Source organism: Microbulbifer sediminum, assembly GCF_021729035.1.
Taxonomy (GTDB): Bacteria; Pseudomonadota; Gammaproteobacteria; order Pseudomonadales; family Cellvibrionaceae; genus Microbulbifer; species Microbulbifer sediminum.
In genome coordinates, this window is sequence record NZ_JAJSAP010000001.1 from 341472 (window position 1) to 363085 (window position 21614).

The 21614-nt window shown below is 62.8% G+C and carries 8 protein-coding genes and 1 tRNA gene; 2 read left to right on the top strand and 7 right to left on the bottom strand.

Translation table 11 applies throughout. The annotated features are described in order from the left end of the window. Positions 1 to 85: 85 nt before the first annotated feature. The 5 genes from nusA to LVD11_RS16870 form a co-directional block, all read right to left on the bottom strand. On the bottom strand, positions 86 to 1588 hold the full coding sequence (gene nusA / locus LVD11_RS01430) for a transcription termination factor NusA (protein WP_237055222.1): 1503 nt from the start codon (positions 1586 to 1588) through the stop codon (positions 86 to 88). Positions 1589 to 1645: 57 nt separating this feature from the next. Further along, the gene (gene rimP, locus LVD11_RS01435) at positions 1646 to 2110 is read right to left on the bottom strand and encodes a ribosome maturation factor RimP (RefSeq protein ID WP_237055224.1); all 465 of its coding nucleotides are present in this window, start codon (positions 2108 to 2110) and stop codon (positions 1646 to 1648) included. Between the two features lie 252 nt (positions 2111 to 2362). Then, positions 2363 to 2439 (bottom strand) — tRNA-Met (locus LVD11_RS01440). A gap of 211 nt (positions 2440 to 2650) precedes the next feature. Next, positions 2651 to 3448, bottom strand: coding sequence for a HesA/MoeB/ThiF family protein (locus tag LVD11_RS01445; protein WP_237055226.1), 798 nt, complete (start codon positions 3446 to 3448; stop codon positions 2651 to 2653). A 223-nt stretch (positions 3449 to 3671) separates the two neighbouring features. Continuing rightward, positions 3672 to 3806: a hypothetical protein gene (locus LVD11_RS16870; protein ID WP_255775192.1), complete on the bottom strand. Its 135-nt coding sequence runs from the start codon at positions 3804 to 3806 to the stop codon at positions 3672 to 3674. 433 nt (positions 3807 to 4239) lie between these two features. On the opposite strand from LVD11_RS16870, the gene LVD11_RS01450 reads away from it, so the two are divergent. Both LVD11_RS01450 and LVD11_RS01455 read left to right on the top strand, forming a co-directional pair. Beyond that, positions 4240 to 4620, top strand: a complete 381-nt coding sequence (locus LVD11_RS01450; RefSeq protein ID WP_237055228.1) for a SirB2 family protein — start codon at positions 4240 to 4242, stop codon at positions 4618 to 4620. 221 nt (positions 4621 to 4841) lie between these two features. Continuing rightward, the gene (locus LVD11_RS01455; protein WP_237055230.1) at positions 4842 to 5867 is read left to right on the top strand and encodes a zinc-binding alcohol dehydrogenase family protein; all 1026 of its coding nucleotides are present in this window, start codon (positions 4842 to 4844) and stop codon (positions 5865 to 5867) included. A gap of 79 nt (positions 5868 to 5946) precedes the next feature. Here LVD11_RS01455 and LVD11_RS01460 read toward each other — a convergent pair whose 3' ends face one another. Next, a complete protein-coding gene (locus LVD11_RS01460; RefSeq protein ID WP_237055232.1) occupies positions 5947 to 11133 on the bottom strand; it encodes a flagellar motor protein MotB in 5187 nt (1728 codons plus the stop codon). A gap of 8 nt (positions 11134 to 11141) precedes the next feature. Further along, on the bottom strand, positions 11142 to 21590 hold the full coding sequence (locus tag LVD11_RS01465; RefSeq protein ID WP_237055235.1) for an isopeptide-forming domain-containing fimbrial protein: 10449 nt from the start codon (positions 21588 to 21590) through the stop codon (positions 11142 to 11144). Between the last annotated feature and the right edge of the window lie 24 nt (positions 21591 to 21614).

Below are 21614 nucleotides of genomic sequence, written 5' to 3' on the forward strand. Positions count from 1 at the left end.
ATCTGAATTACCCGCAATTGTTACATGACAGCATTCCATAGGGCCCGCCAAACGGACCCGGCTATTCTACTACCGTCTGGCGCTGTTACGCCTGCTCGCCGCTGTCGTCGGCAAACCAGGGCTCACGCGCCTTCATGATCAGCGCAGCAGCGCGCTCCTGGTCGACACCCTCGAAGTCAAGGAGGTCGTCCACTGCCTGCTCGGCCAGGTCTTCCATGCTGGCGATGCCACGGCTCGCCAACTGGTAAGCCAGCTGGCGGTCCATACCATCCATGTTCAGCAGGTCTTCCTGCGGCTCGGCCGCGTCCAGCTGCTCTTCGGAGGCCAGGGCCTGGGTCAGCAATGCGTCCTTGGCACGGGCGCGCAGCTCCTCGGCGATTTCCTCGTCGAAGCCTTCAATGCCCAGCATCTCCTCGATGGGCACGTAGGCCACCTCTTCCAGGGTGGTGAAACCTTCTTCCACCAGCACGCCGGCGACATCTTCATCGATATCCAGGCGTTCCATAAAGGTTTCCATGATACTGCCGGACTCGGCTTCCTGCTTGGCCTGCCACTCCTCAACGCTCATCACGTTGATCTGCCACTCGGTCAGGTCCGAGGCCAGGCGTACATTCTGGCCACTGCGGCCAATGGCCATGGCCAGGTTTTCCTCTGCCACCGCCACGTCCATGGAGCCGGCATCCTCGTCCACCACAATGGACTCGATCTCGGCAGGGGCCATGGCATTGATCACAAACTGGGCCGGATTCTCGTCCCAGAGGACAATATCCACACGCTCACCGGAAAGCTCGTTGGAAACCGCCTGTACACGCGCACCGCGCATGCCGACACAGGCACCCACGGGGTCGATACGGCCATCATTGGTATTGACCGCAATCTTGGCGCGCAGACCGGGATCCCGGGCTGCACCCTTGATTTCAATCACCTCTTCAGCGATCTCCGGGACCTCGATGCGGAACAGCTCGATCAGCATCTCCGGGCAGGAACGGCTCAGCATCAGCTGCGGGCCGCGGGCTTCCGGCTGGATTTCCAGCAGGATCGCACGCACCCGATCACCGAGGCGGAAAATCTCGCGCCCCACCAACTGGTCGCGCGGCAGGCGGGCCTCGGCATTACTGCCCAGGTCCACAGCGATAAAGTCGCGGGTGACTTTCTTGACCGTGCCGCTGACCAGCTCGCCTACCCGGTCGCGGTACTCTTCCACAACCTTGGCGCGCTCAGCTTCACGGACCTTCTGCACAATCACCTGCTTGGCGGTCTGCGCGGCAATCCGGCCGAACTCCACGTTTTCCACCTGCTCGCGGTACACATCCCCGGCCTTGAGCTCCGGGTCCTTTTCGTGTGCTTCCTCCAGCGTGAACTGGGTTCCAAGCTCTGCCAGGGTATCGTCATCCACGACTTCCCAGCTGCGGTAAGTCTCATAGTCGCCAGTTCTGCGATCGATGATCACCTCAATGGTGGAATCCTCGTCGTACCGTTTTTTGGTAGCGGTTGCCAGGGCCACCTCAATCGCCTGGAAAATAATATCCCGGTCGACGCCCTTTTCGTTGGAAACCGCCTCGGCTACCAGCAAGATCTCTTTGTTCATGCAGCTGTGCCCCTAACATCGCCTGCGCTCAGGCGCCTACTAAAAATGACTGAAAAGTTACTTGGTAAACTGGGGAATGATGTTGGCCCGCTCGATGCTGTCAATCGGCAACAGGTATTCGTTCTCGCCGTCGACACGCAGCACAACTTCCTCACCCTCTACGCCCGCGAGCAGTCCGCGCCATTTGCGCTGCCCTTCCAGCGGCATGCGCAGGCGCACCTCAATCTGGGCGCCGACAAAACGCTCGTACTGGTCCAGGCGGTAAAGCGGGCGATCCATTCCCGGTGAGGACACCTCCAGGGTGTACTTGCCAGTGATGGGATCTTCCACATCCATCACGGCACTGACCTGGCGGCTGACCTTTTCGCAGTCTTCCACCGCGATCCCATCCTCGGAATCGATATAAATCCGCAACAACGCATTGCGGCCGTGGGTCTGGTATTCGATACCCCAGAGCTCACAGCCCAGCGAGGCCACTACCGGACCCAGAAGTTCTTCCAGCTGTTCGCGCTTGGTCGCCATTCTAATCACCACACTCTTCGGCGGGCCGCCGGGTGCTGCTTTCCAGCCCGGCCCGGGGGCCGCCACTAAGGTGGAGCACACCGACGTACCCCACAAACAAAAAATGGGCTGGGAAGCCCGCACCACGGTCCGAATGACAAACCGCGGCGCCTACTTCCGGCCCATTCGGAAACCGTATCTTGCAGATACGAAAAAGCCCCTGACCGGGGCTTCAAACGCGAAACGCCGGGCCTAGACCCAACGTTTCAAATTTGGTAGCGGGGGCAGGATTTGAACCTACGACCTTCGGGTTATGAGCCCGACGAGCTACCAGGCTGCTCCACCCCGCATCAACTCTCAGGAAACCGGCTCTGGTACTTCCGGCTTCCCTGCGGTGGGTTGCCCCAACCGCTCAAGAGGCTGCGCATTCTAGGGAACGGACCCGGTTGCGTCAACCCTTGTCTGGCATTTATTTTCACATTGCCTTGTGCGCCCCGGTTCCTATTATAGAACCAAATCCCCGGAAGCAAATTATCACGCGCCGGACTGCCCGGCCGGAGCTCAGCCAGCGGTGGTTCCATGCCGCCGCAGATCCGGGCTACTGGCGGCGGACTCTTTGCCACATTCCGCGCAGCGCTGCTTTCCCAGTCCCAGGCTGCGCCATTCAAGGCGCTCCGCCTCGAAAACCTGCAGGGTATCCAGGCTGCCGAGCGGCAGTCCGACCAGCAGCTTGATGGCCTCGAGCGCCTGTACACTGCCGACTACACCGAGCGCGGGCCCGATCACACCGCTGGTCTGGCAATTGCCCGCGGGCTCGCGCTCCGCCTCCGGGAAAACGCATGCATAGCAAGGTGATCCCGCCCGGCGGAAATCGAAGCTCACCAGCTGGCCGGAGAAACCCTGCACCGAGGCCATGATCACCGGCACCCCCCGTGCGCGGCAGGTGCGGTTGATCGCGTGGCGTATACTCATGTTGTCGGTGCAGTCCAGCACCAGGTCGAATCCGGCCAGGCGCTCGAGCAGCCAGCCCTCATCGGCCATGGCCATGTGAGTATGGATCCGGATTCCCGGATTGGCGGCCTGCAGCTGCTGGGCGGCGACCTGTACTTTCGGTTTGTGCAGGTGATTGGTCTTGTACAGCACCTGGCGCTGGAGATTGGAAAGCTCCACCTCATCGCCGTCGACCAGGTGCAACTCGCCGATGCCGGCCGCGGCGAGGTACAGCGCAGCCGGGCAACCGAGGCCGCCCATCCCCACCACCATAACCCTGGCGGCGGTGAGCTTTTCCTGGGCCGCCTCACCCATCTGCGGCAGCATGATCTGGCGACTGTAGCGGATACGTTCTTTGTGACTGCGCACGTCGATTCACCATCAGAGTTGTTACCGACACCGGGATTGTTACAGATCGGGTCACTCGACGCTGAGACTGATATCACCGGAGTCGAGCTGGAAAGCCACCTTGCCTGCGGGCCTGTGACCGCCCGTCACCCTCTCCGCATACAGGGGGCTCACCGAAGGGCAAAGGACAGGTCGCGCCAGTGCGCAACGAGTCCTCCGTGCGTCCTGCCAGGAGGTTCCGGCATCAATCACCGGCCCGGCACAGGCAGGGCTCGCCACCGGTCAAGCACAGCTGTTCGCGGCCGAGAGAGGCAAAGGCGCGGACCACGATGCCACCTTCCGTCACCGTGGGGTTTTTCAGCGTCGAACGATCGCCCACAGCCACTCCCCGGGCAAGCAGTCATTGCAGCAGAAGTGGCAGCTCCGTGTCACGGACAGGCGCAGGTAATAAAACCAGCGGCCACAGCTATCTTTTCACATTGAGCGCCTTTCCAGGGTCGGGAAGCCAACGATGTTCCTACGTGACCCTGGCGGCCTTTCCGGCCACGGTTTCCACTTCACCCCGTGGAAACCGCTCGGACTGCGGGTCCCGGTGCCTAGACTGTTGCCAGTGTATCATTGCAACGGCTCGCTGCCCGGCACACCGCAATGAATGGCACGGCCGGTACCGAAGGGGAGCTTGGAGCACAAGAAAGCGAGAAGGCTTCGCTTCTCTGTCAAGAGGCTCCCACACGGGTATAATGGGCGCCAATGTATCATGGCCTGGAGCCCGGAGCTGTCCAGTGCCAAACCGTTCAAAACCTGGCTGACGGATGATTTACACTGCCCTCAAAACACTGCACGTCTCGCTCGCGGTACTGTCTTTCAGCGGCTTCCTGTTACGGACTGGCGGGCAGTTTGCAGGCCAGGCCTGGGCCAGTGGAAAGGCGGCGCGCACCCTGCCCCACATATTCGACACCGCCCTGCTGATTTCAGCGCTTTTTTTGCTGTACGTGCACCAGTGGCTTCCACTGGAGCAACCCTGGCTGAAGGCCAAAATGGGCGGACTGTTGCTTTATATATTCTTCGGCGCCGCCACCCTAAGGGTCGCCCGCGATAACGGACAGCGCCTGCTCGCCGCAGTATGTGCCTGCACAGCATTTGCATACATGGTATCGGTAGCGATCAGTAAATCGCCGCTTCCTTTCGGATAGGGATGCGAATTCGGTAGATCAGCCAGGGCCGCTGCCCGCCTTACGAAGCCCTGCCCGGCTGCCACCGGGCGCTCGCTAACCACTGGAATGCCGGACCTCACGGCGCTAACCTGATGGCTGCCGGACGATGGGCGAGCCAAGGGAGAAGGGCCGACACGGGCCAGTGACTTTCCCTCCCAGCGGCGACCGCCCACATACCAGCCAGAAAGGAAGCAGCGCCAGTGAAAGCGATCGGGTTGTACCAGTACCTGCCAATTGAAAATGAGAAATCACTTGTCGACGTCTACCTGGATCGACCGCGCCCCGGGTCCCGCGATCTGCTGGTCGCGGTACAGGCGATTGCCGTCAACCCGGTGGACACCAAGGTGCGGGCCCCGCAAACAGGGGCCGTGAAACCGTCGGAAACACCGCACATTCTCGGCTGGGACGCCGCCGGGGAGGTGATTGATACCGGCGAGGAAGTGGAGGGCTTCCGCCCCGGGGACCGGGTGTATTACGCCGGCGACATCACCCGGCCCGGCTGCTACAGCGAGATGCACCTGGTGGACGAGCGACTCGCCGGACACCTGCCCGAAACTCTCGACTTCACCTCCGCAGCCGCACTGCCCCTGACCGGCCTGACCGCCTGGGAGGCGCTGTTCGAGCGCCTGGGGATTTCCACCACCGGCGAGGACGCCGGCAAAAGCATCCTGGTCATCGGCGGCGCCGGTGGAGTGGGCTCCATCGCCGTCCAGCTGGCGCGGCACGTAGCCCGCCTGAAGGTAATTGCGTCAGCGTCGCGCACCAAGTCCAGCATCTGGGCCAAGAAACTTGGTGCCCACCATATCGTCAACCATCGTCACGCCCTCGACCGCGAACTGCAGGAACACGGCTTCGATACGGTGGATTACATCCTCTGCCTTAACGACACCGATCAGCACTGGCAGGCAATGGCCAGTGCCGTTGCGCCCCAGGGACATATTTGCAGCATCGTGGACAACCGCGAACCACTGGCCCTCAACCAGCTGAAGCGCAAGAGCGCCAGCTTCGCCTGGGAATTCATGTTCACCCGCTCCATGTACCGCACAGCGGACATGCACCGCCAGGGTCAAATTCTCGGCCGGATAGCACGGCTGGTGGATGAGGGGGTGCTGAAAACGACGGTGAATCAGGTATTGGAGCCAATCAACGCCGCCAACCTGCGCCGGGCCCACGCCCAGATTGAAGCCGGGAGCACCATCGGGAAAATTGTTCTGGCGGGGTGGTAGCCGGGCCAGGCACCCGCGCTTCACTGCAAGTGGCTGGCCAACCAGGGGAAGCAGGGAGGGTCCCGCGGGACCCGCCCCCTCAGAGCTTGCCGATCACGTTGATAAAGAACCCCTGGCTGTCGTAATCCAGTTGCGTCAGGTCATCCGAGAAGTCCGTGAAGTTGTAGCCCGCACCTACCTTCAGGTGCTTGCCAACATGCCGGTAGATTCCCAGCAATGCACCACTGCGACGGTCCTGCGCATCCGGAAGGTCCAGCATCCGGCCCTCGATCAACAGGTCCCACTCGTTCACGAAGTGCCAGTCCGCACGCAACACATACAGGCTCGCACGACTGTCGAAGAACTCCGGCTCCTGCCGGTCCTGGCTCAGCTGGCCCAGACGGTAAGCGTACTTGGCTCCCAGGGTCCAGCGCCGGGTCAGGTCGTAACTCGCGTCCAACGAGAAGATGTGGCTCTTCTGGACATACTCCGCCGCCGTGTTCTCCACCGTTACCTGACCGGCGGTGGGCACGTTGTAGAAGTAGGTGTACTTCAGCAGCGTGTTCAGCCGGTCATTGGCCACCGGACGGTAGGCATAACCCATTACCGCCTCGGTGAACTTGCCGTCGTAGAACTGTCCCTGGGAGCTCTTGCTGTCGGAGTAGTTCAGCTTGCCCACCACGCGCCAGTCCGGGTTGAGCTGGTAGCTGGCATTGTTCTTCAGCAGCCAGGTCTGGCGCTCGGACTCGGTCACCGTATCCGCATCCACCGGGGTTTCCATGGTGTCGGTACGGTATTCCACGGCCGAGGACAGGCGCACAGCCTCGGTGCTGTAACCCACGTTGGCACCCACGGCGCGGCGCTCGGTCTGGGCACCGGTGCGCGGGTCCTCCAGCGTGCCCGCCTCCATGCTGGTGCCGTAATGCCAGCGGTCGCTCGGGGCCAGCTCCATGCCCAGGGCGTGGGTCAGGCCGGTGGAGACATCCCCGTGGGTGTAGCGCTCCTCGCCGTAGACGCTCAGGCTGTCGGAGTAGCGGCTGCGGAAGCCACTGGCCATGTTGCCCTTGCGTGCCCGCACGCCGGTATCGGTGCGCTCGTTGTCGAGGGTGTAGTTCAGGTAGACGTTGGTGCGATCGCTGACCAGGTAATCGGTACCCAGGCGCGCCGCAGTGCCGGTATCCCCCTCGGACAGTTCACTGTCCAGGGTCAGGCGCTCGCTCACGCGGTAGGCGCCGCCGAAGCCGACGCGGTTGTTTTCATCCCGGTTACCGGTCACTTCCATGGTGCGCTGCACGAAGCCGAACGCGCTCCAGTCGGCACCGGAGTTGTAGGCCGCTTCCACCGCCACATCGGTGCGGTCACCCTGGGTCTGGGTCGGCGCCACCACCGGCGAGTAGTCCTCCCGGGTGTCGGCGCGACCACCGGTGGTCACCCGCCATTTTTCGTTGATGCGATACCCCACGGACAGGTCCACAGCGGAGGTCTGCAGGCCGTATTCCTGCTCGCGCTGGTCCGCCTTCACACCCACATCGAAGCGCTCGCCGATGGGCAGGTTGGCACTGGCACCGCTCTGGGTGGTGTCCTGGTTCACCAACTGGCCCGGCGCGGCGAAGCCCGCCTCGCGCTCCTGGTGGTAGAAGGTTCCGGTACCCCGCGCTCCTTCGAACACATCCCCCAGGTGCAGGCTGCCCTCAACCTTGTTGGCGGCAGCCTGGGGGTCCGGGTTCAGCGCGTCGATATCGCTGAAGCCGTCGCTGCCCGACTGGTTGAAGCTGAAGCCGCCATCGAGGGAGGACACGCTGTCGAGGTTGCTGCCCTCGCTGGTGGCGGACTCGATCTTGATCCAGCTGCCGGCGCTGGCCCGCAGGGTCAGGTCAACACCCTGCAGGGAGGACTCGTTGCCCTCTTCATCCTGCTGGGTGCCGCTCACGCCCAGTTTCACGTGGTCCCCCAGCCAGTAGTGGGCACGACCACCCACCGCCAGGGTATCGAGTTCCTCGAAGCCCGGGGTGTATTCGTAGCGGGTCACCAGGTACTGGGGATTGCCGTTGTAGGAACCGTCCTGGATCAGCAGGTTGTCATTGGCAATGGCTGACAGTGGGCGGTTCAGCAGGATACGCCCCTGGATATAGTCCACGTCGTAGTCGATCACCGGGGTCAGGTTCTTGACCCCCAGTACCAGGCCGGAGTCCTTGTCCCGCACCTCGACCCGCACCCGCTCGGAGCCGGCGAGGATATCCTGGTGGCGCAGGAAGTAGAGCGAGCCACCGGTACCGCGGAACTCATCGCGACCGGCGACGGTGCCCGGCTCGGCACTGAAGCCGTCGATCTCGAAGCGTTTCTCGCCGAAGCTGGTGACGTCGTCGGTTTCGTAGTGGGCATTGGCACCGTAGAGCGCGCGGTCGACATGGGCCAGCTCATTGTCGGTGTAGGAGGCCTTGAAGTTACCCCACATGCCGTAGTCATCGTACTTGGACAGCTTGATGTAGAACTTGCCGGAGGTCGGTGCATCTTCCACCACCGTGGAGTCGTCACCGAAGGTCGGGTAATAAAGGTCCGAGTCCAGCCGGCGGAACAGCGCGTCCGGGGACTTCTCCATAAAGTTGGAGAACAGCTCATCCACCGGGCCTTCCTCGGTATCGGCACTGGCGGACAGGTTCCAGCCCTCACCGAAGTCGCCGCTGGTGTAGAACGCCAGGCGGCCGTCGTAACTCACCGAGTTGTCGTAGTGGGTCTCGTCACCGGTGACCAGCGCCGCCGGGCCGTTGGTATCATCGATACCGATGGTCAGGTCGGCAATGCCCACGGTGAACCAGTCGTTGCGGCGGAAGCGCAGGTCGCGCAGGAACAGCTCGCCGTTACCCTGCTCATCCAGTACCGCTACTTCCACGGTGTGCAGGCCGCGGGTAAAGATTTCCTCGGCCACGAACTCGCCGCTGTCACTGACCGGCACCGGGCGCCCCGCCACCCACACGGTGTGGTCTTCGGGGATCTGCGCACCGTTCACCAGCACCGAGTTGCCGTTCAGCGGGATACCCTGCCGGGCCAGGCGGTTTTCACCGTAGCCCACCAGCAGTTCTTCCTCCGGGTCGGCTTCCTGCTGTGGCGGATCCAGCCGGTCCACCAGCCACAGGGTCTGGGGCCGGGTCTCGTCATAACGCCCGTCCTCGTCGTAGACACGCAGCAGGTACTGGAGCTTTTTCAGCGGCGCCTCGAACGCCTCCATGTCGGCACTCCAGGTGCCGCGGCCGTCGACATCCAGCGGCACCACGGCCACCGGCTCGTCACGCACGGACTGCTCTTCCTCGAACACGCGCACTTCCGCGCGCTCGATAAAGGCGGGATAGTTGGTGTAGCTCTTGAACTCGACGCGGCTGTCGTCCACCTCGGTTTCCGGGTCATCGGCGTAGCGCACGGTAGTGGGCCAGGCGCTGACGTTGAGCCGCGGCGTCATTTTCTGGTTGTCGAAGCGGAACTGGATATTGGCCTGTTCCAGCGCCAGGTCGGTACAGCGCTGCAGGTCCGCAGAGTTACGATAGGGATCGTACTCGGGGCTGCCGTCGACGGTGATGCGCATCAGGTTGAGGGCGTACGGGTTGTTGGCCTGCGCCTCGCGGTCGATACGCTCGATGGCCAGGCGATCCTGTTCCGCCAACACCGCCAGCTCGTCGTAGAGCACCTGCACTTCCACACGGGCGCCACCCATCTCAATAAAGCCGGTGGACACCACATCGTCGGACTGCACGTAGCCGCGCCCCTCGAACGCCACCTGTTCACCGGTGAGGCCGAGGCGCTGCTGCACCTGCTCCATCACCCGCCGCGCGCGGGCACGGGACAGGCCCACGTCATCGCCATAGACCATCGCCTCACGGCGCTCCATGCGCTCGTTATCGGTGTAACCAACGAAGCTGACACGCACATTGGCCTTGTCGGCCACCTCGCCCATCACACTGCGGATCGCCGCCAGCTGGCCGTCGGAGATCACCGGGTCGCCCTGCTCGAAGCGGATCGTGGGCAGTGTGGTATTGGGGGACTCGTGGGCAATGGTGATGGTCTCGGCGCCGGCATTCTCCGGGCAGGCCTGGATGCCGTCACCGGTGGTTTCCATCAGGTCGTCGTACCAGAACTCCACTTCCACCCGGCGGTTCAGGGCACGGCCCTTGGCGGTATCGTTGGCGGCAACTGGCTGACTGGCGCCCTTGCCGGTGAAGGTCACCGCGTAACCGGGCAGGCCCAGCGCATCGCGCACCGCCAGCGCCACCCGTCGCGCTTCCGCCTGCGACAGGGCCATCTGGTTTTCATAAAGTGCCGCCGGGCCTTCCGGCAGGGCCTGGCCGTCGGTGTGACCGACAAAGTGCACAACCAGGTTCTTGCGGTCGGCCATCTGCGCGCGCACTTCGCGGATACGGCGCACAAACGCCTCGGGCAGGTCCACCTGGCCCGGCTCCCAGCGCAGCGGCGAGACCAGGTTCTTGATGCGCGCACGCTGGTCGCTGCCGTCGGCGTAACGCAGCCGGCACACGGTCTCCTGACGGCACACCTTGATGCGGTTCAGGTCCAGCGCCTGGGCGCGGGCCATTTCCGCCTGCGCCGCTTCGTCCAGCTCGTCGTAGGACAGACGCACTTCCACCCGGCGGTTCTGCGCCCGCCCCACACTGGTGATGTTTTCCACTGCCGGCTCGGCATCGCCAAGGCCTTCATAACTGACCGCGTCCTCCGGCAGGTCCAGTGACAGCTGCATAAACTCCGCCACCAACCTCGCCCGCGCGCGGGACAGCTCCTCCTTGTCCAGGTACTCCGCCAGTTCCTGCTGGCTCAGCGAGCCGGCATCGGTATGACCGACAAAGTGCAGGCGCAGGTTGTGGACCTCGCCGAGGGTATCGAGCTTCTCACGGAGAGCGGCAACCGCTTCCTCGCCGACTTCGTCATCGACGTTTTCATACACCAGCGGGCCGATCACATTTTCCTCGACCACCGGCTCCATCGCCTCCACGAACATCGAGGCATCCTGCACCCACTGGCGCCGGGGCTGCCCCAGCGTCATGGTCTCGGTATTGTTGCCCACCGGCTGCTCGGTGTACTCCGCGGTGCTTTCCACATCCGTGGTCAGGCCCGGAACCTGTTTCCACACTTCCCACCAGGCCGGTTCGGTCACCGGTGCAGGCTCCACGGCCGGTTGCACTTCCCCGGCGCTGTCCTGCGCCTGCAGCGGGATCGTCGCCAGCGCGGCAAAGGCCAGTGCCAGCGGGCGCAACGGAAGGCCGGCCCCTGCGCTTTTCTTATTCATAGAGGACATTACTCCCATCCTCCTGTTCCCTCGCCTTTGCCCGGGGGCGCACCGCGCCGCCAGAATACCTCGGTTTCAATGGTCAGTTCGTAGTCGCCGTACTCGGCCGCCCACGCCTCGGCCACCTGCGCCTTGATCGCCTGCAGGCGACGCTCTACCAGCGCGGGATCCTCGTTCTCGGCCAGGTAGGACAGGCGTAGCACCGATGGCGCCTCTGCCAGTTTTTCCAGCAGCAGTTCCGTGCGCGAGTGCCACTGCGGGCGCAGCTCGGTGGTCTGCGGCTCGAACACCGCCTCGGCCAGGTCCAGGCGCACTACCCGGTGCAGGCTGGTGCCGAAGTTGAACTTGATCATCTTGCCCCGCGTGGCGCGCTGCACCCGCGGGTTCTCTGTCGTGAGACGATAACCGCTCGGCAGGCTCCGATCGTCGAGCTTCAGCACAAAGTTGGAACCGCGATCCTGGTTCGGCACCACCGCACAGGTGATATGGAAGCGGCCGTGGGCATCGGTGGTGGCATTGAGGCCGGTGGCCGTCACCACCCGTGCACCGGGTACACCGCCCTCACCGGCATCCTGGTAGCCGTTCATGTTCTTGTCGTCGTATACCTTGCCGATCACATCGGTACAGTCGAAGGTCGGGTCGGGGATCACCCGCACCGTGGCCGAGGCCTCGCCGGACAACTGCTGGCCGGACAGGCCATTGAACAGCCGCGCCCGGTTGACGTACTCGCCCTCGCCCACACCGGAACCAACCACCAGTAACAGCTTGGCCGTACGGGTCTGCTCCGGATCCACACGCAGGCCAGACCAGCTGAGCTGCAGCCCGTTAACCTCCGGCTCAATCGCCTCGCCATCGACGCGGGCCGACCCGGCGATGTACTTGAAGCCCGCCGGGAAGAAGTCCACCAGCTGCAGGTCCGTCAGCGGCACCCCGGTGGTGTTGCTGAAGGTGATGGTGTACGGCACCAGCTGGCTGCGGGTGACGTTCAGCATCGCCGCCGTCTTGGTGATCGACACGGCACCTTCCAGCTGCGGGTCGATCGCGATGTGGTTGTTGAACAGCTGGCTCTCACCCGGGATGCGGTTGTCGTCCAGCGTCAGGCGCAGGTAGTAGTCCGTCTCCGGGCTGCGTGCATCGATATCCAGCGCTGGCAGTGCCGCCGAGGCCTGCGCCTCACAGTAATCCGCCGTACCCGGAATGGTGTCCGCACCACTACCCAGGCAGGCCGCCACATCGAAGCCCGCGGTGTCCACATTGGTCTGCGGCGGGATGATCGCCGACTCGCCGGCAACATAGCCATCCCCCGGCATCTCCACCTGGATCAGGTAGTCGGCATTCGCCGGGCAACCGGCACTGCTGAAGTTCAGGTCAAACTTGTAGTAACCACCGGACAGGGTCACCTGGCCCTGCTGTTTCGGGTCGTCGAAGCAGCTGTCCGGAAGTTCCGCCCCTGAAGAGGCGCGCAGCATGGTAACCACGGCACCGGACACTGGCACACGCAGCACGGAATCGTAGATCACCCCGTTAGGTGTCAGCGGCAGGTTGAGGTCCTGGGGGCTGGAACCGGATGCCACAAAAATCTCGCTGATCTGCTGGGGACCGTCGGTGAAGTCCGAGTCCGCATTGCCCAGCGAAGCGGTATTGGAACCTGCATTGGGAGCTATGTAACGGAGTTCATAGCCGCTACCGTCGATATCGTTGGGTACCAGGCCACTGAGCTGGAAATAGCCATCCTCATCACTCTGCACAGTCTCCAGCAGGGCATTGTTCCGGTAGAGCTCTACCGTCCAGTTAGGCAACAGCTCTTCGTCGGTATCGGGCTCCCCGTCAAAGTCCACATCCCGCCAGAGGTAACCTGCAAGGTTCGCCGTTCCAGGCGTACCACCGACATCGATCGCGGCACTGGCTTCCTCGCGACTGGCGGGATCATTCCACTCCACGAAAGCGGTGTTGAGGACCGTGCTGCCGATCTCCAGCTCCGCACCCAGCTGGGCGCGGAAACGCAGGATCGCAGAGTCGCCCGCCGCCAGATCACCGTAGGCGGTGCCGAAATCGGCGGTGATTACAGAACCATTCACACTGATACCCGCAGCCTGTCCATCCAGTGCTGCGGAACCTTCAACATAGGTGAGTACGCCGTCGCCCGCTGCCAACAGGTCATCGGTGATGACGACATTGCTGGCCGGTACCGTACTGATATTGGTCACACGCACCAGGTACTCGAGCGTGGCGCCGGCCTCGGCGGCACCGCCACCGACCACGGCGACTTCCTTGGTGATGGACAGCTGCTGCGCATCTCCAACCACTATCTCGGTGGGCTGGGCACCGTTGGAGGGACTCCCATCGGCGTCGGTCAGTGTAAGCGGCAGGTCATCGGCGGTGACCTCGCCCTGGTTACTGATGACCGTCCCTGCCGGGGTACCGCCATTAACGGTCACATCGAAGGTCACGGTAACCGTCTCATCCACGGCGAGAACTGCCCCATCGGAGGGCAGCGCCACCCCGCCGGCCAGCGGCAGCGTTGTCGCCAGCGGATCCACCTGAACGGCATTGACTTCAAGGGAACCCGTCACGTAAGTGGTATTGGCCGGCAGTTCATCCGTCAACACGACACCGGTCGCATCCACGCCGCCGATATTGGTGACGGTGATGGTATAGGTCAGGGTGTCGAGCGGATCGAGGATTCCCGCCGTAGTGAGATCCTCCGAAATGGCTACAGTCTTCTGGGTGCGCAGCGACGCAACCTGGCCAACTGCGTCGACAGTGGGGTCATCCACGGTAGTGGTGGACGGGTCGTCGGACGGGGTTTCCGACGACGAGCCGCTCCCCGCACCTCCGCCGTTGAGGAAACCCTGGTTGGAAATCAGGGTACCCTCGTTGACGTCATTGATGATCACATCGAAGGTGACCACTGCCGCACCATTACCGGAGCCGGTGGGGTCTGCCAGCAACACGCCGTCCGCCTCGCCGGGGGAACTGACGGGCATTCCGGCGGCCAGTGCCGTGGTGCCGCCCGCATCTGCCACCACGGCCCCGTTCAGGGTGGTGGAGCCGGCGACATAGGTTGTGTTGGCCGGCACCTGGTCGCGCAGCACCATATCGATGGCGTCCTCGCCACCGATATTGGTCACGGTGAGCGTGTAGCGCAGGGTTTCGCCCGGCAGCAGTACCTCCGGGTCTGCGGTGAGATCCTGCGAGGTTTTTTCCACCTCGAACAATGGCTCAGAACTGATCAGGGTTTCGGTCGGATCCTCGGTGCCACCAATCGCGGGGTCATCGCTCACACCGAAGACCTCGCCAGAAAGGCTCAACTCTGCCTGGTTCAGCACCACGGTGCCGCTGGTGATTACCGGCGCGAGGGTGGCCTCAAAAACCACGGTCACCGTGTCATTGGCCTGGCCGGCAGCATCGATCTGCAGGTTGTTGACTTCCAGCAGCCCGGTACCCTTGGCCCCGCCATCAGCGGTGACAGTTATCGCACCGCTTGATGTCTGTGCATTGCTAATGGAATTCGGCTCAAACATCGCCGTCGCATTGAGGCGATCCAGTTCATCCACAAGGGTGAAATCGCTCAGCGGCACATCACTGATGTTCTGGATCTCGAGCGTATATCGCAGTGTGTCGCCGGGACTGGCGGTAGCACCAGACTGGCCGGTAGTCACATTGAACACCGTCTTGCGGGTCTCCAGCACCGCCCCTTCGACGACAATTTCGTGGCTGTCTTCGTGGTCCACCACACCCGGCGTACCGTCGGTAAGCTGGCGCTGGTAGGCGAAGCGCTCGGAAGAGGATGCGCCGGCACTGAACCACTGGGTGGCGCCGGCAATATTCACCAGGGTACTGTTGTGAATGTTGTCTTCATCCAGGGCCACCTGGTAAGCCAGGGTCAGTCGATCTCCAGGCGCCAGGGCGTCATCGGTTTGCAGCGTCGCGGAGAACTCACAGGTCGGGGTACCGGCCGCAAAGTTCACGGCAAAATCACCCGCCGCCAGGGCAATGGTAGACCCATCCGCTTTCTGGATTGCCGCCGTCTGGATGACGGGCTGGGTATCGCACATGCCACCCGGAGTCGGGTTGGGCAGCCAGTCGGTCAGGGTCACGTTCCATGCGCTGGACGCACCGGTGTTCTCCACGGTCAGGGTGAAGTTTTCCGGTGTGCTGACACTGATCGATGGGGGACCGGTCTTTTCCACCACCAGTTCCGGGTGAACGATGGTCACCGGGTTCGCATCCGCGCCGGTGCTGGCATCGTCACCCAGGCGCGCGGAGCCATTGTCGTAGTCGTACCACGCGTGGTTTACAAACGGTTCGGTGCGGGCCTGGTTGGTTGCGCTATTCAGTACTTCGACGGTAACCAGGACCTCGACCTGCTCTCCGGCAGCAATATCAATACCACCACTGTTATCAACGAGCACCAGGCTGTCAGCGGTGCCGGTATTGGTGAGGGCGACACCCCCCAGGGTAGCGGAAACGAAGCCCAGGTCGACACCGGTTGCCGACAGGTCATCATGAACGCGTACATCCTGCAGCGCCACATCGACCGGGACCTCAGGTACGGTAATCGTGTAAGTCAGCTGTTCACCGATGGCGACGGTATCCTGGGCCGTGGACTTGCCCAGCACGCCCGGCACCGGTGTGGTCAGATCGAATGTCGCCACCTCGGAGGGGCCGTACTCCTCGCGCCAGCCCACGCTGCTGTTGGCCGGCGGCAGGGCATTATCGAAGGAATAATAACGCTGTACCTGTGCGGTGTTGGTGAGTGTGATACCCGCACCCAGGTCGCTGTCACCCGTCACCTCGTAGACTACGCGCAGGGTCTCGCCCGGGTTGATCGCAGCGTTGGTCGCCGGGTCGAAGTCCCAGGTCACCGCGCCTGTGGCCGGGTCAAACGTCGGCGTCACCGCAACGTTCGTACCGCTACCGACCAGCGTCGCACTGACGGCCGTGACGCCGCCCTGGCGCAGGCCCACCGGCAGCGTGTCAACCAACACCGTGTCGTAAGCCGGTGCGGCGCCGTTGTTGGTGATATCGACGGTATAGGTGGCGGTCTCGCCAGCCTGGATGACGGTGTCGCCGTCAACGGAGGTCACCCCGGCTTTGCTCACTGCCAGCAACGGCTGCAGCGCGCTCACTGTCTCACTGGCGGTCAGCGGGGCTGCCGGGACACCGCCCACCGGATAGTTCAGGGTCACGGTATTTGTCAGTGACTGGGTGGTGGGCTCCTGGCTCAGCACATCGCCGTTCTGTACCCGCGCGCGGTAGACGATCGTCAGGTAGTCGTTGGCGGGGTCCCCGTCCACTGGGTTGGTCACCTCGTCCAGCGTCCAGGTCACCGTGCGCAGGTCCGCGCTTACATCGGGTGCGGGCAAGGTCGCGGGCGACGTGCCGAAGTAGTCGGCGCTGACCATCTCCACAAAAGCCATGCCCTCAGGGAGGCTGTCACTGAGTACCAGGTCGTTGTGGGTGCCTTCCACCAGGGCCAGCGTCAGGGCATATTCGACGGTGTCACCCACACGGAGATTGCCATCGCCGTTCCAGCTGTCGCCGGTGGCTGCCTTGGTCAGGTCGATGCTGTAGTCGACCCCCAGACCGCTCTGTGCCCCGGTGCAATAGATGTTGGGTGCAGTGATATTCGGGCAGCCGTCCCCTGTGCGCTCGCGATTGCCCGCGAAGGTACCATCCAGCGAGGTCCAGTCTGCCAACGCACTGTTGACGATATCCTGCGCGGTGATGGTATCCACGGTCACCCGGTAGGTCAGCTCCAGCACACTGCCCGCCGGAATCGCCAGTGAGGTATCACCGTTCTCCCGGCCCCAGGTAAGTGTGTCCCCGCTAACCTGCGGTGCACTGTTGAAGCCGGCCACCGCGCCGCCATCGAGGGTTACACTGACAGAGCCATCGATAAAGCTCAGCTCCGCCGGCAGCGTGTCGGCGATATTGGTATCGAAGGCCGTTGAAGTCCCGCTATTGGTGAGGGTCAGGGTGTATTCGAGCTCGTCGCCACTCGCCGCCGGCTGGCCGGGATTGGTGATGTTGGCGACGTCCTTCGCCATCGCCAGGTCCGGCTCCACCACGGTGAACTCCACCGGGGTGCTGCTGCCCCCATCGACCTCCACGCCTCCCGACTGGTAGGTGTAGGAGGCAGAATTGCCTACCGGCGCGATACCGGCATTGACGTTCTGGGTGTTCGCCACCCAGGTGGTGAGGGTGATCACCGCCTGCTGGCCGGCGGGAATGGCGCCGATGGCCCAACTCAGTTCCTGGCCGTTCTGGCTGGGAGCGACACCGAGCGCGCTGCCATCCAGTGCCACGGTGGCATCGACATACTGCAGTGCCGGATCGAGCAGGTCGGTGACGGTCACCCCGCTCAGCTCCGCGTTCACCGGCGTGCCCGGTACGGTGATGGTATACACCACTTCCTCGCCGATGGTCGCCTCGGATACCGACACGGATTTGGTGGGGGCTGCCACCTCGAAGCTGTTGGTCATCCATACGCTGTCGGACGCCACCGGATTGATGGCGATGTACTCGCGCGCATTGGCACTGTCCAGGGTCTCCCGCGACCAGTAGGCGTCGAGGCTGGCCATGTTGGACCAGACCTGGTCCGGTGCGAGATCGGTATGGAAGCCGGTGCTGTAGCCTACCGTCACACAGCTGGATGCCTCCAGCGGGACATCCAGCGTAAATACCATGCTGCCATCCCGGGCGGCGGGTGCGGTGTAGGTGTAATCAGCTGCAGCCAGGGCCGCGCCATCAATGGCCACGGTCACGCTATTGATGGATGTTTCATCCAGCTCCGCCGGCAGGTCGTCGGCCAGTTGTACTCCATAGGCCGGAGCATCGCCGACGTTACAGGCCTGCAGGGTGAAATCCATGGTGTCGTTGGCAAGATCCACCACGTAGGCCGTGGCCGCTGACTGGCCATCGCCAATGGTGGCACCATCATCCGGCACCACTACCCCGGTTTTCGTGAGTTCGGTGATCTGCGGCTGCAGCACTTCCACACTGGCCCCGTCGGGCGCGGTCGTAGTGACAGTCCCATCGGCGAAGGTGTAGCCGAGGGTAGCCTGGTTGTTGAGGATGGCGCTGGTCGGCGTCGGCGCCGGCTCCTCCGCGGCACCGTGCTGCACCCGCGCGCGATACACGATCACGAACTGGTCATCGGACGGATCATTGTTCGCGGTGTTGGTGATATCACCGAGGATCCAGGTCAGGGTGCCGGTCTGGTCCGCCGAGGGAACATCAGTTGCCGGGATGTCCGCATGACTGAACACACCGTTGCTCGTATACGGGGCACTGGTAACGCCGTTGATGCTGACCACCTCGACAAATGCGAGGCCCGGGTCCAGGACATCGGTAACGGTCACATCCCGTGTCACCCCCTCAGGCAGGGTCAGGGTCAGCTGGTAGGTGATGGTGTCACCGGCACGGGCATTGGTATCGGCGGTGGTGGCGATGCCGCTGTTCCAGGTGTCATCGACCACCGTCTTGGCAATGCTGGTGGTGTCGATGCTGCCCAGGGTGCTGCTTGCGGTGATGAAGTAATCGTTCAGCGACGTCTCGTTCGGGGCGCCACTGCCGGTCCGCTCCTCGATATCGGCACCGTCGAGGGAGGTCCAGTCGACCAGTACGCTATTCACCAGGTCACTACCGTCGACGCCACTGACATTGACCCGGTAGACCAGTGTCAGGGTTTCGCCCACCGGAACATCCAGATTCTGGTCCCCGTTGACGCGCCCCCAGGTCAGCACGCTGCCACTGATCCCGGGATCTACAGATGTCGTGGTGCCGCCGAGGGTAATCTGGGCGGACCCCGATTCCGGTGCCAGCCCCGCGGGCAGGATGTCAGTGATGGATACGTCGTGGGCCGTCGAGCTGCCTACGTTCGCCAGCTCAATGGTGTATTCGAGCGTATCGCCGCCTTGCGCAGGGGTGCTGCCGCCACGGGTGACATTGGTCACTGTCTTGAGGGCAGTCAGGTCGGGCTCCACGATCGTCACGGCGGGTGCCGAGTCTTCTGTCCCGGCATTGTCAGTCTGGGGGCCACCCTGGGTGCGGCTGTACGTGTAACTGGCCGTATTGACGAAGGGCGCGGACGTTTCCTGGTTGTCGATCTGGTTGTTCAGCCGCACCTGCAGTGTGACCAGCGCTTGCTCGTTTGCGGGTATATCGAGCCCGGTCACGGTCTCTTCCAGCACCAGGTCGGTGGCAGTGCCGGTGTTGGCAAGGGGATAGGTGGTACCGCCGACAAGGGCGGTGGCCCCGATGAACTCGAGGTTGGGCGGCAGGCTATCGAGCACATGCACATCATACAGCGGTGCGCCGACAAGGGTGCTCGGGACGGTGATGGTATATTCAAACACCTCACCAATGGCGACGCTGGTGTCCGCCGGGCCGTCCTTGATCAGTCGGCCGGGTGAAATGATGGTGATATCGGTCGGGTTCGCCGTTTCCCCCTGGGGATCCGCCTGGTTGACCACACCATCTGCATCGTTGGGATCATCACTGACCGCGGACAGGGAATTCCCGCCGGTATCTGCGTCTGCGGCTTCCAGCTGGGCCTGGTTACTGACCACCTCGCCATTCGTCAGCGAGCCCAGCGTATTTACCTCAAAAGCCACCTCGATAGACGAGAGCGTGGTGCCGGGAAGCACATCCAGATCCCCGGTGATGGAGAGCAGGCCCGAGCCATCAAAAGCACAGGTGGCAGCGGCGGGACAGGTGGCCTGGTCGACGGTAGCGGAAGCCAGGTCAAACTTGGTCGGGTCCAGCTGGTCCGTGATCTGCGCGTTATAAATATCCTGGTCCAGGTTAAACAACCGCAACCGGTAGCGCAGCCGGTCACCGGGCGCAGCGGTCACCGTCGGGGTTTCTCCGGTGGTGACGTTACTGACGGTCTTCTCGAAGTAGTAACCGGACAGGGCGGCCTCAATCGTTGCCGCATCCTGTTCGTCATCGGTGCCCACGGTGCCATCAGTGCGCTGCCCCACATAACCGACGCGACTGCTATTGGCCGTTGAATCGTTGTACCAGGCGACCGCCGCGGCAACATTTGTCAGCTGGTCCCCGTTCGCAGGCGGGTCGCCCGCCGGCGAGTCCAGCTGGCTGCTGTAGGTAATCGCCAGTATTTCGTTCGGCGCCAGCCCACCCGCCGGATCCAGCAACTCCAGGGTCAGGAGGCCGGACGCCGGATCGTAACCTACCAGGTAGTCGGTGCTCTCTGTCAGCGCGACACCGGCCTTGGTCACCGTAATAGGTGCTGTTGTTGGATCGAACTCCCGCATTCCGAGCGGCAGCTCGTCTTCTACTGCGATATTCCAGGCCGGTGCACCGCCAACGTTCTGCACGTTCAGGGTGAATTCCGGCGTATCCGCAAAGTTGACCGCTGTGGCGCTGGTACTCTTGTTCATCACCAGCTCAGGACTGGAGATGCTCAGCAACTGGGCGATACCGTTTTCACCCGGCAGCGGATCGTACCGGGTACCGTCAATCACCCGGGCAAACTCCCACTCCGCAACGTTGGTAAACGGCTTGCCGATCTCATTGATCCCGGATTCATCCAGCACCACTTCGATTTCGAAGTGCACCTGGGCGCCCGCAGGCAGCAGGGAGGGATTGCGGATCTCGAAAGTCAGTACGCCCGGGTCATTGGGGTTGCCGCTGTTGCTGACGGAATAGTCCCCTGGTGACATCTCTGTCGTGGCACCGGTCGTATCTTCGTAATAAGCCCTGATATCCAGCAGGCTCAGGTCCACACCCAGGGTGCCGATAGACAGGTCATCCCAGATTCTGATGGAATCGATATCATTCAGTGAACCGGCCGTCTCCAGGACTGTGCCATTAACGGGATCATAGAGCACCGGCACATCGAGGGTGTAGACGAATGGAACCCCAATAGTGACCGATGAAATCGGGTTACCGTTCAGGTCCTCGGCCTGTTTCTCGATCTTCTCTACTGGAATCACGAGATTCTGGCACCCCTCGCGAACAGAGCTGAAGTCCGAACCGTTCACCGCCCACACGGAGACGCTGCCGTCGACATTGGCACAGGCGAAGTTGCCCCCGTAGCAGACACTGTCGAAAACGACCAGGGTGCCGGCAGGGGCGCCGGCAAAGTTCAGGGTCGAATTCAGCGGGGTATCGCAACTGAAGTTCTTGATTGTGCAGGAGCGATCGATGGAAAGCTGATCGTCCGGCGCCATGGTGCGGTTGGTGCCGTCCGTAGTGGTTTCAAAGGGGCCATCGATTACACAGCCTTCAGGGGTGCCCGGGCTGCCAGGCACCGTCTCGAAATCCGATACCTTGAATGAATCTGCCAACACCACCTGGCTGAAAGGCAGGGACACCAGCATAGCCAGCATCAGGGGCGAGCCGACACGCGACAGCAAGGAGCTGCAACTGCGGAAAAACCCTGCAAGCCCTTTATTCAGAGATTTCAGTCCCATTACTTCTGACATCATCGTTTCTTTCAGCCGCCACTG

Coding starts and splice junctions, on each gene's coding strand:
- nusA (WP_237055222.1), bottom strand. CDS start 1,588: ATGAACAAAGAGATCTTGCTGGTAGCCGAGGCGGTTTCCAACGAAAAG.
- rimP (WP_237055224.1), bottom strand. CDS start 2,110: ATGGCGACCAAGCGCGAACAGCTGGAAGAACTTCTGGGTCCGGTAGTG.
- LVD11_RS01450 (WP_237055228.1), top strand. CDS start 4,240: ATGATTTACACTGCCCTCAAAACACTGCACGTCTCGCTCGCGGTACTG.
- LVD11_RS01460 (WP_237055232.1), bottom strand. CDS start 11,133: ATGAATAAGAAAAGCGCAGGGGCCGGCCTTCCGTTGCGCCCGCTGGCA.
- LVD11_RS01465 (WP_237055235.1), bottom strand. CDS start 21,590: ATGTCAGAAGTAATGGGACTGAAATCTCTGAATAAAGGGCTTGCAGGG.